At 28.8% G+C, this 12,835-nt stretch carries 15 protein-coding genes; 10 read left to right on the top strand and 5 right to left on the bottom strand.

Annotated features, from left to right (window positions below; all coding sequences use genetic code 11):
- Positions 1–31: 31 nt before the first annotated feature.
- Entirely contained in the window at positions 32–913 is an 882-nt protein-coding gene (locus ACIJYG_RS06125; RefSeq protein WP_435096383.1) for a DMT family transporter, read from the top strand.
- Complete coding sequence (locus ACIJYG_RS06120) at positions 906–1,541, top strand: DNA-3-methyladenine glycosylase family protein (RefSeq protein ID WP_435096380.1); 636 nt, start codon at positions 906–908, stop codon at positions 1,539–1,541. Before ACIJYG_RS06125 ends, ACIJYG_RS06120 begins: the two co-directional genes overlap by 8 nt.
- Here ACIJYG_RS06120 and ACIJYG_RS06115 read toward each other — a convergent pair.
- Positions 1,528–1,824: a DUF1330 domain-containing protein gene (locus tag ACIJYG_RS06115; protein ID WP_435096377.1), complete on the bottom strand. Its 297-nt coding sequence runs from the start codon at positions 1,822–1,824 to the stop codon at positions 1,528–1,530. The genes ACIJYG_RS06120 and ACIJYG_RS06115 overlap by 14 nt on opposite strands.
- Before the next feature lie 28 nt (positions 1,825–1,852).
- Between ACIJYG_RS06115 and ACIJYG_RS06110 the strand changes: the two genes are divergently transcribed.
- Positions 1,853–2,386, top strand: a complete 534-nt coding sequence (locus ACIJYG_RS06110) for a phosphoribosyltransferase (RefSeq protein WP_435096374.1) — start codon at positions 1,853–1,855, stop codon at positions 2,384–2,386.
- 37 nt (positions 2,387–2,423) lie between these two features.
- On the opposite strand, the gene ACIJYG_RS06105 is transcribed toward ACIJYG_RS06110, so the two are convergent.
- Entirely contained in the window at positions 2,424–3,734 is a 1,311-nt protein-coding gene (locus ACIJYG_RS06105; RefSeq protein WP_435096370.1) for an NCS2 family permease, read from the bottom strand.
- A 126-nt stretch (positions 3,735–3,860) separates the two neighbouring features.
- Here ACIJYG_RS06105 and ACIJYG_RS06100 point away from each other — a divergent pair, with 126 nt between their 5' ends.
- Positions 3,861–4,166 carry a hypothetical protein gene (locus tag ACIJYG_RS06100; RefSeq protein ID WP_435096368.1) on the top strand — a complete coding sequence of 102 codons (306 nt, stop codon included), beginning with the start codon at positions 3,861–3,863 and terminating at the stop codon, positions 4,164–4,166.
- 42 nt (positions 4,167–4,208) lie between these two features.
- On the opposite strand, the gene ACIJYG_RS06095 is transcribed toward ACIJYG_RS06100, so the two are convergent.
- Both ACIJYG_RS06095 and ACIJYG_RS06090 read right to left on the bottom strand, forming a co-directional pair.
- Entirely contained in the window at positions 4,209–4,655 is a 447-nt protein-coding gene (locus ACIJYG_RS06095; RefSeq protein WP_435096366.1) for an Hsp20 family protein, read from the bottom strand.
- 100 nt (positions 4,656–4,755) lie between these two features.
- Positions 4,756–6,831, bottom strand: a complete 2,076-nt coding sequence (locus ACIJYG_RS06090) for a S9 family peptidase (protein WP_435096343.1) — start codon at positions 6,829–6,831, stop codon at positions 4,756–4,758.
- Positions 6,832–6,845: 14 nt separating this feature from the next.
- On the opposite strand from ACIJYG_RS06090, the gene ACIJYG_RS06085 reads away from it, so the two are divergent.
- From ACIJYG_RS06085 to ACIJYG_RS06065, 5 genes are read left to right on the top strand one after another with little or no spacing between them, the layout of a single operon-like run.
- A complete protein-coding gene (locus ACIJYG_RS06085) occupies positions 6,846–7,349 on the top strand; it encodes a J domain-containing protein (RefSeq protein ID WP_435096334.1) in 504 nt (167 codons plus the stop codon).
- 45 nt (positions 7,350–7,394) lie between these two features.
- Complete coding sequence (locus ACIJYG_RS06080; RefSeq protein ID WP_435096331.1) at positions 7,395–8,279, top strand: dihydrodipicolinate synthase family protein; 885 nt, start codon at positions 7,395–7,397, stop codon at positions 8,277–8,279.
- A gap of 1 nt (position 8,280) precedes the next feature.
- Entirely contained in the window at positions 8,281–9,471 is a 1,191-nt protein-coding gene (locus ACIJYG_RS06075) for a class I SAM-dependent methyltransferase (RefSeq protein ID WP_435096328.1), read from the top strand.
- A gap of 28 nt (positions 9,472–9,499) precedes the next feature.
- Positions 9,500–10,666 (top strand): hypothetical protein, encoded by a 1,167-nt coding sequence (locus ACIJYG_RS06070; protein ID WP_435096325.1) that lies wholly within the window; start codon positions 9,500–9,502, stop codon positions 10,664–10,666.
- A gap of 30 nt (positions 10,667–10,696) precedes the next feature.
- The gene (locus ACIJYG_RS06065) at positions 10,697–10,990 is read left to right on the top strand and encodes a hypothetical protein (RefSeq protein ID WP_435096322.1); all 294 of its coding nucleotides are present in this window, start codon (positions 10,697–10,699) and stop codon (positions 10,988–10,990) included.
- On the opposite strand, the gene ACIJYG_RS06060 is transcribed toward ACIJYG_RS06065, so the two are convergent.
- Positions 10,987–11,334: a DCC1-like thiol-disulfide oxidoreductase family protein gene (locus ACIJYG_RS06060; protein WP_435088044.1), complete on the bottom strand. Its 348-nt coding sequence runs from the start codon at positions 11,332–11,334 to the stop codon at positions 10,987–10,989. The two genes, ACIJYG_RS06065 and ACIJYG_RS06060, sit on opposite strands and share 4 nt — an antisense overlap.
- An 88-nt stretch (positions 11,335–11,422) precedes the next feature.
- Here ACIJYG_RS06060 and tldD point away from each other — a divergent pair, with 88 nt between their 5' ends.
- Positions 11,423–12,835 carry a metalloprotease TldD gene (gene tldD, locus ACIJYG_RS06055; protein WP_435096319.1) on the top strand — a complete coding sequence of 471 codons (1,413 nt, stop codon included), beginning with the start codon at positions 11,423–11,425 and terminating at the stop codon, positions 12,833–12,835.

Genomic DNA, 12,835 nt, shown 5'->3' with positions numbered 1-12,835 from the left:
TAATTAGATTATTTGATTTAAACTTAATCACATGTTCTCCAAAAATCAATTAGGCTTTTTTTACATGTTTATCTCTATATGTGCATTTTCTGTAATGGATGTGATTGTGAAATGGACAAATGATTACCCCGTTGGACAAGTTTTGTTTTTTAGAGGTTTTTGTGGATTAATTCCTATTTTATTTATCATTCCCAAGGAAAGATATATTGATTTTTATAAAACTAGCAGACCTTTGTTACATTTTAAAAGATGTATGGCTGGAATAATTGCGTTAATTTCAATTATTATTGCTTTAAGAAATCTTCCATTAGCTACAGTTGTAAGTGTTACTTTTGCAGCACCAATATTTACTACTATTTTTTCAATATTTTTATTAAATGAAAAAGTTGGTTTTTATAGATGGTTAGCAGTTATGGTTGGTTTTATTGGGATTATTGTTATCTCAGAACCAGGATTTAGTTCCTTAAATTTTTATTTTATTCTACCTATTATTTTTTGCTTAGGACTATCTTATGTAGCTATAACTATTAGGAGATTATCCACAACAGAACCAGTTTGGTTAATAGGCTTCTTTTTTTCGATTTCAATAATGATTTTAAGTTTTTTTACATTTTATCAAAATTGGTTATTACCAAATTTGATAGATTTATTTTTATTATCCATGATAGGAATTTTAGGAGGATTAGCAAACTTATGGCTAACCCAGTCTTATAAACTATCTGAAGTAAGTTTGGTTACCCCTGTAAAGTATTTGGCATTAGTATTTGCTATAATATTTGGTTATTTAATTTGGGATGAAGTTCCAACAACAAAAACTCTAATTGGAGCTATTTTAGTAATAGCATCTTCAATAATAATATTTAGACGTGAAATAATTTTAAAAAAAAATTTATCATTATCAAGACATGAGTAAGATACCAAGTTATTGGAGTAGAGCAAAAAAAAATTTATCTAATAAAGATAAAGTGATGGCTAGTTTAATTATGAAATATAAATCTCCTACAGAAAAAATTCTAACAACAAGAAAGGATATTTTTTTTTCATTATGTAAAAGTATTATTGGTCAGCAGATAAGTGTTGCAGCAGCAAACTCAGTTTTTTTAAAATTTAAAAAAAAATGTAAAAATAAGATTAATGCCAAAATGGTAACTACATTAACATTTGCACAATTGAAATCATGCGGTCTCAGTAAACAAAAAGTAAAAGGAATTCAAAGTTTAGCAAAACAAACTTTGGATAAAACTTTTAATCCAAGATTAATATCAAAAATGTCAGATGAAGATGCTATTTTATATCTCTCACAATTGAGACAAATTGGTAGATGGTCTGCAGAAATGATTTTATTATTTACTTATAATCGTTCTAATATTTGGCCAGTACAAGATATTGGACTACTCAGGGCAATTTCTAAAAATTATAAAAAAAAATATTTACCTCCTGAGAAGTTTGTAAATTTGTTGCAAAAAAGATTTTCACCATATTGTTCTGTTGCAACCTGGTATTTGTGGAGGAGTATAGATCCTGAACCTATTCAGTACTAAAGCCCTCAATTACCTGCATATGTCTCTCAGTGGTGTCTTTTGCCAAATCCCATCCAGCTAAATATTCTGTTGAATTGTGACATTCAATTGCTTTTTCATAACTTGGAAATTCCCAAATAACTGATCTGGAAAAATCATCTCCATCGTATGTTTTATGTTTTCCGCCTCTTACAAGGGGAACGCCCCCAAAACTTTTAATAATTGGTGTAACAACTTCTGCATATTTTTTTAAATTATCTTGATTTTCAACTTTTACATATAAACTGATCCAATAAGCTTTCATTATTTCTCCCTTTTAAAATTTTTTAGTTATGATAGTAAAATTTATGGCTAACAAATTAATTATCACTTTTGATGAGTATAACAAAATTGTTGAAAAGTTAGCAATCGAGATTCATAAAGAATATAAACCTACGGTTCTAGTTGGAATAATGAGAGGTGCAGCCCCAATTTTGGATATTCTTTCAAGAATTTTAAAATTACCAATAGCCTACATTGTTATCCAGAGCTACTCTGGAGAAGGTATGGAAGATAAACAAGGGCAACTAATGTTTGCAAGGGAGATTAGTTCTTTAGCAGAAAACAAAGATTATAATAAAGTACTTTTGGTTGATGATCTTTCAGACACAGGTTTAACATTAAATAAAAGTATAGAATGGCTAAAAAATTATGGTCCAACGAAAGATTATATAAATGAAGTTAAAACAGCTTGTTTATGGAAAAAAAAATCATCAACTTTTGAACCAGATTTTTGTCCAGTGAGATTAGATACAGATCCATGGATAGTTCAGCCAACTGAACACTATGAAGAGTTGTCTATAGAGGAAATTATAAAAAGAAATTAAAAAATAGGGCTAGTTAAAGCTAGCCCTATTAAATATTTTAAGCAACTGCGAAACTAATAACACTAAGTATCGCAATAATAAATATTGCTGGCGAAGTAGTTGAAAACTTGCCAGTAAATATTTTTATTAAAGCGTAAGACACAAATGCTAAAGCAATACCATTGCTAATACTGTATGTTAAAGGCATTGCAATCATCGCAAGAATTGCAGGCGCAGCCTCTCCAATATCATCCCATTCTATATCTGTAATGTTTCTTACAAAAAGAACTGAAACAAATACTAAAGCCGCTCCATCAATTTGTTTTGGCAAACTTGTTGCTAAAGGAGCAAAAAATATACATGCCAAGAATAGCAATCCAATTACAAGAGATGTCATTCCAGTTTTTCCACCAGCTTTTACGCCAGCTCCAGACTCAACATAACTTGTAACAGTTGTAGTTCCCATAACTGCACCCGCGACTGAACCAACGCTATCAGCTAGCATAGCTTTATTAATATCTTGAACTTTTCCTTGCTTATCAACTTTACCAGCAACGTTTGCAACTGATGTTAACGTTCCAGCTGTATCGAAGAAGTCTATGAATAACAAAGTAAATATTACCGTAGACATTCCCGCAGTCATTGCAGCAGACAAATCAAAATCAAACAAGTACGTCATTGGTGGAGGAGAGCTCGCAATACCATTAAAGTTTGCAAGTCCTGCAGCCCAGGCAATAATACTAAATACCAATATACCAATAATGATATTACCTTTGACATTCATTTTTTCTAAAACAATAATTGCTATGAATGTAGCACAACCTAATAAAACTAATGGATTACTTAGATCGCCTAGTTTTACAAGTGTAACTGGATCATCAACAACTACCTCCATAATTTGTAATCCAATAATTGCTAAGAATAAACCTATACCAGCTCCAATACCCAACTTAAGACTTCTAGGTATGGAATTTATTAACCAAGCTCTAATAGGTGTAAGAGATATAATTAAAAATAATACACCGGCAACTAGTACTGCACCCAAAGCTTCTTGAGGTGTGTAACCCATTCCTGCACAAACTCCAAAAGCAACGAATGCATTAATTCCCATTCCTGGTGCAAGTCCAATTGGCCAAGTTTTTCCATAGAAAGCCATTATAAAACATGCAAGTGCTGTTGCTAATATTGTTGCTGTATAAACTGCGCCGAAATCAAAGAAACCTTTTTCGGGTCCGGCAAATTCACCCGATAAGATAAATGGATTTAAAAACATTATATAAGCCATCGTTAAAAACGTAGTAGTTCCGGCTATTACTTCTGTTTTAAAATCTGTTTTGTGTTTTTTATAATTGAAATAATTTTCAAGCATTTGTCCTCCTTTTAAGTGACAAATATTTGATTCTTCTTATAAATACCCTGCAAAACTAGCGTTTATTCACATATTTCAACTCAGAAGTTTATAATTATGCCATAATTGTAATGTTATTGTTATTTTATGGCAAAACTAAAATTATTTTTAATTATATCTTTTTCATTTTTGATGATTGCCGGATGTCAAACAATCAAAGACAAAACAAATAAAATTGTTGAAAAAGAGAATGAAAAATTAAGCAAATACATTAGTAAGCCTGCGAGTGTTTTACAGATGGATTTAGGAAAACCAGATGAAGATTTCAAGAATGCAAAAGGAAATTTTGAATTAATTTATAATACAAAAAAATATGGAATTCCTTGCGAGAGAAGATTTGAAATAAATCCCGATAAAATTGTTATTGGTTTTGTATCAAATGGTTGTTTTTAATTAAGTACTTGCGAGGACTTTATCCCCGCAAGCAAGGTAAACTTATTTAATTTCTATAAGTTTTTTCTTTTTATGTTCTGGTATAATTCTTTCACAAGAAATAGTTAATAGACCGTCTTTTAGTTCAGCACCATTTACCTTTACGTCATCAGCAATAGTGAATGATCTTGCAAATTGTCTTTGTGAAATACCTTTATGAATTATTTCCCCATCAACATTGTTTTCATCAGATTTATTAACTTGCTTGGTTCTTACAGTTAATAAATTATCTTCAAACTCAACCTCAACATCATTCTTATTAAAACCAGCCAATGCAACTTCAATAGCATAGTTATCTTTTCCAGTTTTTCTTATGTTGTATGGTGGATAATTTGACTGCATGGTCAAATTTCCATTTCCAAGCATATTTTCAAATTGATCAAACATATCGTCAAAACCAATTGAAAATGGTCTTAGTGAGTTAAAGATTGATAGATCCTTACTTGTCATTATATTCTCCTTTGTTAAGCAAGTTTATTTATGTAAGCCCCATTAGGCGACTTACATAATATATATAGGAATTAGTTTTACTGTTTCAAGATCTACAGGATTAAATTTTTTCTGATATTTTTAGTGCAAACGCATAATCAATTGCAATTTCTTCAATAGCACCATCTCTTCCAGATTTCCCCCCATGACCTGCGTTCATTTCTGTTTTTAAAAGAAGTAAATTATTATCAGTTTTATATTCTCTTAATTTTGCAGTAAATTTTGCAGGCTCATCAAACAAAACTCTATTATCACTTAAGCTTGTGGTAATTAATATATGAGGGTAATCCATTTTTTTAACATTATTATATGGTGCATATGAAAATATATAATCAAAATGTTCTTTATTATCTTGAGCATTTCCAAATTCATCAAACTCCCCAACAGTTAATGGAAGAGAATGATCAAGATTTGTTGTTAGAGAATCTACAAATGGTACAGCCATAACAATTCCAAGAAATAATTCTGGAGCCTGATTAACAACAGCGCCCATTAGCAATCCTCCTGCAGATCCACCCATACCTATTATCTTTCCTTTTGATGAATACTTGTTGTTAATTAAGTATTTTGCAGCAAAGATATAGTCTTCAAATGTGTTTTTTTTATTTGTAAGTTTTCCCTCTTTCCACCATTTCATTCCTTTTTCCATACCACCCCTGATATGAGCTGTTGCCCATATAATATCTCTATCAATTAAGCTTAATCTTGTAGAAGAAAAGTTTGGACTCATAGAGCTACCGTATGAACCATATCCATATAGTAGTACGTTTGCTGAGCCATCAATTTTAGTTTTTTTATGTCTGGTAATTGTTAGAGGAACTAACCTTCCATCGTGAGATTTATATTCTACTCTTTCAACAATATAATTGTCTGGATTATGTCCAGAAGGTATTTCTTGTTCTTTAACAAGTTTTTTAGATTTATTATGTAAGTCGTACAAATAAACCCTTGATGGGGTTTTGGGAGACGAATAGCCAAGATATAATTTGTTAGTATTTCTATCTCTTTGAACCAAAGAAATACCTGGCACATAAATACTTTCATTAGAAAATATTAATTCCTCCTCAAGATCCGATGTAATATTTCTAATAAATAATTTATCTAGTGCGTTGGAAGTTTCAGATCTAATAATCCAGTCTTTTAAAAAAGTTAGCCCGCCTATTAAAACTTCATCTCTTGGAGGTATAAATGTTTTCCATTCTTGAAGTTTAAGACTATTAGAAATATCGATTTTAAAATCTTCAGCATTTTTGTTGGTATGATTATAAAATTTTCCATCCCAAGAACTAACCGAGTAGAGAATTCCTTTCTCTCTTTTCATTATTAATTTTGGTGAAGGATTTTTCTCATCTTCATTAAAATAGTATTGTTCAGATGTGTTATGGTCAGATGTATTAATAAAATAATATTTTTCATCAGAGCTTAAGCCAATGCTAACAGTAAATGCCTCACTTTTTTCCTCAAAAATTAGCTGATCTTGGTTTTTAAAATTACCAATTTCATGCCTATATATTTTCCTTGCACGATGATTTTCATCAAGTTTAGAATAAAAAATATATTTATCATCTAAACTAAAAGTAATTCCTCCTGAAGTTTCAGGAATTTCTTTTGTGATGATTTTATTGGTTTCAATATCTCTTATAGAAATTGTATAATATTCAGAGCCTTTGGTGTCTAAAGAATATCCTAGGTATTTATCATTATTGCTTACTTCTAAATCTCCTACACCAAAATACTCTACTCCTAGATTTTCTTTTTCTTTATCACCATTCCAAATTTCTTCTACTAAATCTGAATTAATTTTCTTTCGAAGTTTAATTGAATAATTTCCAATTTCAGTTGTTTTGGTCCAATATTCATAGGTGTGATCTATATAGGGAAGAGACTTGTCATCTAACTTTATTCTTCCTTTAATTTCATCAAATAATTTTTTTTGTAAAGGTTTCGTGTTTTCTAAATGATAATCAGTATATCTATTTTCTTCTTCAAGATAATCTTTTACTTCAGGTAATAGTTTATTTTTATCTTTAAGTACCTCTAAAATATTTTTTTGATGTATCCAGCTATAATTGTCTTCCCATGTAACATCATGACATGATTTTAATTCTGGTTTTTTTTTTAGATATGGTATTTTCATAAGTAGGGAATTATATGAATATAATAATTTATACAGTGTTAATTTTGGCTGCTTTGTATTTTTTATTAAGGTTTTTTGCCTCAATAAATTCAAAAAAAATATCACAAGGTGTGAGAATAATATTATTTATTGGTTTAATAGTGGTTGCAATATTATTTGCAGTTGCTGGCAAATTTTTGTTAACTTTGCCATTAACAGTTGCAAGTTTGGCTTTATTAAAATTAAAAGGTCTTTCTTTTTTACAACTAATTTCATTATTCCGATTAATTCAAACCCTTAGAAATTCTGGAAGATTTTCATTTAATAATAAAAAAGTATCTAATACCAACACAATGTCTACAGCAGAAGCTTACAAAATATTAAATCTTAATCCGTCAAAAAAAATAACTAAGGAGGATGTAAATAAAGCTTATATAAAAATACAAAAAAAAATTCACCCTGATATTTCACCAGAAACTTCAAGACTTTCGACTATAGTTAACGAAGCAAAAGATATTATTTTAAAAGATTTGTCTTAATTGATTAAGTCTTTACTAAATTTTTTTTTTATATAAATTTTGTTTATGAGTAAAATTAACGGCATATATGCAGCTTCAATGTCTGTTATTAATAATGACTTAACTTTAAATGTTGAAAAGACAATTCAGCATGCAGAGATGATCATTGACCAAGGTTGTCATGGTGCTGCAATATTTGGTAGCACAGGACAAGCCCAACTAATATCTGTTGCTGAGAAGATAAATTTATTTAATCAATTATCTACAAGTAAATATAAAGAAAAATATATAATTGGAACTGGTTTAAACTCTTTAGGTGAAACAATTAATTTAATGAGTGTAGCTAGATCTTTAAATTTTAAAAAATTTTTAATTATGCCACCTGCATTTTATAAATATACAGATAGCAATGTTATTAATTTTTACTCAAAAATTATTGATGCATATCCTGAGAGTGAAATAGTACTTTATAATTTTGAAAAACTGTGTGGATACAAGTTTAGTGTGGAATGCGTGCATGAATTGGTAAAACGTTTTCCTAAGCAAATTATTGGTGTTAAAGATAGTTCTTATAATCTTTTTGAAAATCTAGAATTAGATAATTTTTCAATTTTACCAGGGTCAGAGTCTAAATTATTGAAAGGACTAGAACTTGGTTGTTCTGGAATCATTACAGCAACCTGCAACGTTACTTCAGCTCTTGCAAGAAAAGTTTATGATGATTTTTTTGATAAAAAAGAACAAATAGTTAACCAAAAACTATGTGATGTTAGAAATACATTTGAAAAATATAATTTAATATCTGGACTTCATGCTTATTATTCAAAAAATGATTTAATTTATAAAAACGTTTTACCACCATTATCAATTTTAAATTCTAATGAAGAAAAGGAGTTAATTAATAATTTAGAAAAATTAAATTTTTCCATCAAACCAATAATGGCAGCCTAAAATGCAATTAGCTAGATTTCTTAACAATGTATTTAAGAAAGATGGTTTTATTTTAGAAAATGCTTATTCTAAAAATTATATTATTGGATCACCAAAAAGTGAAAAGCCAATTAAAGTTAAAATTTTAGACAAAAAACTTCATTATAAATTGTTATTCCAGCCAGATTTATATTTTGGGGAAGCTTATACTAATGGAGAGTTAATAATTGAAAATGGAAGTTTGAGTGATTTTTTAGATTTGGCATTAATGAATTTTGGAAGAAATGATCTAAATTTATTTAGTTATTTAATAAATAGACTTCGAGGATCTTATAGATACTTAACTAACTTTAATTTCATCAAAAAATCTAAAATGAATGTATCGCATCATTATGATATTTCAGATGATCTTTATGATTTATTTTTAGATCCCAAGAAACAATACTCGTGTGCGTATTTTAAAAATGAAAATGATACACTCGCAGATGCTCAAAATAATAAAATTCAACATATAATAAAAAAATTAAACATAAAACCTAATCAGAAAGTTTTAGATATTGGATGTGGCTGGGGATCTTTAGCTATTGATATTGCTCAAACTGCTAATTGTGAGGTTACAGGAATAACATTGTCTAAAAATCAACTTAATTATTGTAATAAAAAAGCAAAAGAACTCAATTTAGAAAATCAGCTAAAATTTAAATTGATAGATTACCGACAGCTTAATGATAAATTTGATAGAATTGTAAGTGTAGGAATGTTTGAGCATGTTGGTAGGAAATTTTATAAGAAATTTTTCAAGCAAATTGATAAATTATTAAGCGATGATGGTATATCTTTAATTCATACAATAGGCTCAGTAAATCCACCAAGAGACCCACATCCTTGGATAACAAAATATATTTTTCCAGGGGGTTATACACCAAGCTTAAGTGAAGTGACCACACCTATCGAAAAAGCTGGGTTAATCATTTCTGATGTAGAGGTTTTAAAATTACATTACTCGCATACATTAAGACATTGGAAAGAAAACTGTATTAAAAATAAAGAAAAAATTATTCAAATGTTTGATGAAAAGTTTTTTAGAATGTGGGAATTTTATTTAGCAGGTTGTGAAATGTCATTTAAGTGGGGTGATCAGGTTGTATATCAATTTCAACTTACAAAAAATTATACTTCAGCCCCGGTAACAAGAGACTATATTTATCAATGATTTATTGATAGATATAATTCTCCTGAACATGAAAAAAATAAAAAAACATTCAAAAAAAACTAAAAAAAAAACTAAAAAAAAAGTTAATAAAAAATCAAAAGTTATCAGAAAAAAAATAAAAAAGATAAAATCAAAAATTAGACCAAAAAAATTAGATAAAGCCAAAAAAAAAATTATAAATAAAAAAATACCAAAAAAACAAAATTTTATTTTAAGATTAATAAATTTTCAAAATTCTTTAAAACCTCAAATAAACTTTAAAATTAGTTTTAGTATTGAAAAATATATTCAAGCTTTCTTTGATAAAATAGCTAATACAATTTTTGAATATAAAGAGACTAAAAAAGATGAAGCTAGAAGACTAAAATTAGAAAAATTAGAAAAAGAAAGACTAGAAAAAATTAATCTTGAAAATGAAAAGCAAAAACAGGAAGAATTAAAGATTAAGTTACAGGAACAAGCTTTAAAAGATGAAATTAAGCTAGATAAACAAAGAGCCAAAGATATAAAAATCTTTCTTCGAAAAGAGCAAGCTTTATTGAGAATAGAACAAGCTGAAAAACAAAAGCAATTCTTAAAGCAATTAAGATTAGAAAAACAAATTGAAAAATTCAGAATTAGAGAAGTTAAAGAGTTAGAAAAATTAGAAAAAATATCACTTAGAGAAAAAAGAGATGACTATGCAGGCCTTCAACAACGAATAGAAATACTAAAAGAAAAATATCGAATAATTAGAGATCAGAAGATAAGAGAAAGAGTGGAGGCCCTTGGAGTAAAAATTCAAGGTGATGAAGATAGAGAAACGTTACTTAGAAAAGAAAAAGAATACACAATAGCAAGGCAAAAAATAGAATTTGCACTTGAAAGTTTTTACCGTAGTGCAAGCAGTTTAGTGTTTCAATTAAACAAAAGACATATTACAAGGCACATGTCTATCTTTAGATGTATTGATAAAAGATTTGAGACTGGTGAGATCTTTGTTAAATGGGATGAGTCTTCTGATGAAGAATGGTTATTATTAATATATATCAAAAATAACTCACCAGATGAAGGAATAGTCATCGAAGATAAGACTAACCCAGAAAAAAATGTATCTCATGAATTTAAAAATAATGAAATATTTAAAGCATCAGATACGATGGTTGACTCTCTTACACAGCTTATTGCTAGAAAAAGGGTAAAAAATAACAATTAAACTATCTTATTTAATTAAGTAATATTTAGAATGTTTTTTGGTACAATTACAATAGCAATTCTATACCTAATCCTAAGATATACTCTTGCTTGGATAACCTATTATAATAACCTAGACTCAAGACTTGGAAACTCTACATGGCGTTGGAGTTATGATTATCAGGTAGTTGGTGAAAGAGATATTTCAGATTTAGATGATAAAGATTTTGTGAGGCTGAGAAGAAAAAAAAATAAGATTGTTACTTTAATGTACTCAGTTGTAATGATTATGTTTATTGCTTCTATGTCTTTATTGAGTAAGTTTTTAATATTTTTTCTAAATTAGTTTTTTAGTTGTTTTTTATTTTTTAAATATAAAAAATAAGCAATAATTTCATATCCAACTCTAAAAAACGTAAAAATTACAGGAAGTTTAAAAAAATTATATAGAAACTTATATTTTGGAATTTTTTTCCAAACATATAAAAATGCCTCCGCACCTTCAATTATGTTATCCCCATCTTTAACATGAAGTCTTCTTAAAAGATCTTTATCTTTTTTTGATGTTTCTTTTTCAGCGATAGAATTATCTGTTATATCAACCCAATCGATATCTTGAATTTTTTCTTTTTTGTACAAATTAATTTCAGATCTACAAATTTTACAGGAATTATTAAAATATACTTTCATAAATTAAAGTTTGTATCTATGTAATTAATATATGTACATGTGTTAATTCATCCATTGAAAATTGAGTATAAATAGCTATGTAATGTCCATGGCAAATTTTTTTAACAAATCAGATCTTACCAGAAAAGATGTGGATGAAATTGTATCTGACACTTTAAAGAATTGTGATGATGGCGAGTTATATTTTGAAAATTCAAAATCAGAGTCTATTTTATTAGATGATAATAAGATTAAAAGCTCAAATTATAGTTCGGATTTAGGTTTTGGTTTTAGAGCTGTTTCAAATGAGGTAGTTGCTTATTCCCATTCTAATGAAATTTCAAAAGATTCATTAAAAAGTTCTGCTGAAAATTTAAAATCTACACTTAAATCTAGTAAAGGAATTTATAATCATGAAATTCCAAAAACCAATAACAAATTTTATGATGACATAAACCCCATTGAACAAAAGACACTCGATTCTAAATTAGAAGTTCTAAATAATGTAAATGATTATTTAAGAAAAAAAGACTCTAAAGTTAAACAGGTAACAGCAAGCTTTAGTGGAGAACAAAAATCTATTGAAATTATTCGTTCTGGTGGAGAAGCTTTAACAGACATTCGTCCTCTAATTAGGTTTAATGTTTCAGTAATGCTTGAGAAAAATGGCAGAAAAGAAACGGGAGTTTATGGAATTGGTGGAAGACAATCTTATGATGATTATTTAAAAGATGATAATTGGAAAAATGTTTGTGAGGAAGCTTTAAGAATTGCTTCTGTAAACCTTGATAGTAAACCAGCACCAGCAGGTGAAATGAAGGTAGTGTTGGGCCCTGGTTGGCCAGCAATATTAATTCATGAAGCTATTGGTCATGGTTTAGAAGGAGATTTTAATAGAAAAAAAACATCAGCATTTCATAATTTGATGGGCCAAAAAGTTGCTAGTGAAGGGGTTACAATTGTTGATGATGGAACAATAGATAAAAGAAGAGGAAGCCTTACTATCGATGATGAAGGAACCCCAACAGAAAGAACAGTTTTAATAGAAAATGGAATTTTAAAAAATTTTATGCAAGATAGATTAAATGCAAGGTTAATGAATACCAGGTCTACAGGTAGCGGGAGAAGAGAGAACTACAAGCACATTGTTTTACCAAGAATGAGAAATACGATGATGTTAAGTGGAACCCAAACTCAAGATGAAATGATAAAGTCAGTTGATAGAGGAATTTTTGCTGTCAGTTTTGGAGGTGGACAAGTAGATATTACATCTGGAAAGTTTGTTTTTAATTGCACGGAAGCCTATGAAATAAATAATGGTAAAATTGGGTCACCAATCAAAGGAGCAACCTTGATAGGAGATGGTCCATCAATTTTGAAAGAAGTATCAATGGTGGGAAATGACATGATGATGGATCCAGGTATTGGAACATGTGGTAAAGCAGGCCAAGGTGTGCCAGTTGGAGTAGCGCAACCTTCAATTTTGATAGATAAAATGACTGTTGGTGGAACCAAATTATAA

This window comes from Candidatus Pelagibacter bacterium nBUS_27, assembly GCF_051200985.1.
Classification (GTDB): Bacteria; Pseudomonadota; Alphaproteobacteria; order Pelagibacterales; family Pelagibacteraceae; genus Pelagibacter.
The sequence above is the reverse complement of the archived record's forward strand: the minus strand, read 5'-3'. Positions and strand labels throughout refer to the sequence as shown.

What these genes read in the sequence shown, in the direction of transcription:
- ACIJYG_RS06125 (WP_435096383.1), top strand. Translation starts at nt 32, where the DNA reads ATGTTCTCCAAAAATCAATTAGGCTTTTTTTACATGTTTATCTCTATA.
- ACIJYG_RS06120 (WP_435096380.1), top strand. Translation starts at nt 906, where the DNA reads ATGAGTAAGATACCAAGTTATTGGAGTAGAGCAAAAAAAAATTTATCT.
- ACIJYG_RS06115 (WP_435096377.1), bottom strand. Translation starts at nt 1,824, where the DNA reads ATGAAAGCTTATTGGATCAGTTTATATGTAAAAGTTGAAAATCAAGAT.
- ACIJYG_RS06110 (WP_435096374.1), top strand. Translation starts at nt 1,853, where the DNA reads ATGATAGTAAAATTTATGGCTAACAAATTAATTATCACTTTTGATGAG.
- ACIJYG_RS06105 (WP_435096370.1), bottom strand. Translation starts at nt 3,734, where the DNA reads ATGCTTGAAAATTATTTCAATTATAAAAAACACAAAACAGATTTTAAA.
- ACIJYG_RS06100 (WP_435096368.1), top strand. Translation starts at nt 3,861, where the DNA reads ATGGCAAAACTAAAATTATTTTTAATTATATCTTTTTCATTTTTGATG.
- ACIJYG_RS06095 (WP_435096366.1), bottom strand. Translation starts at nt 4,655, where the DNA reads ATGACAAGTAAGGATCTATCAATCTTTAACTCACTAAGACCATTTTCA.
- ACIJYG_RS06090 (WP_435096343.1), bottom strand. Translation starts at nt 6,831, where the DNA reads ATGAAAATACCATATCTAAAAAAAAAACCAGAATTAAAATCATGTCAT.
- ACIJYG_RS06085 (WP_435096334.1), top strand. Translation starts at nt 6,846, where the DNA reads ATGAATATAATAATTTATACAGTGTTAATTTTGGCTGCTTTGTATTTT.
- ACIJYG_RS06080 (WP_435096331.1), top strand. Translation starts at nt 7,395, where the DNA reads ATGAGTAAAATTAACGGCATATATGCAGCTTCAATGTCTGTTATTAAT.
- ACIJYG_RS06075 (WP_435096328.1), top strand. Translation starts at nt 8,281, where the DNA reads ATGCAATTAGCTAGATTTCTTAACAATGTATTTAAGAAAGATGGTTTT.
- ACIJYG_RS06070 (WP_435096325.1), top strand. Translation starts at nt 9,500, where the DNA reads ATGAAAAAAATAAAAAAACATTCAAAAAAAACTAAAAAAAAAACTAAA.
- ACIJYG_RS06065 (WP_435096322.1), top strand. Translation starts at nt 10,697, where the DNA reads ATGTTTTTTGGTACAATTACAATAGCAATTCTATACCTAATCCTAAGA.
- ACIJYG_RS06060 (WP_435088044.1), bottom strand. Translation starts at nt 11,334, where the DNA reads ATGAAAGTATATTTTAATAATTCCTGTAAAATTTGTAGATCTGAAATT.
- tldD (WP_435096319.1), top strand. Translation starts at nt 11,423, where the DNA reads ATGGCAAATTTTTTTAACAAATCAGATCTTACCAGAAAAGATGTGGAT.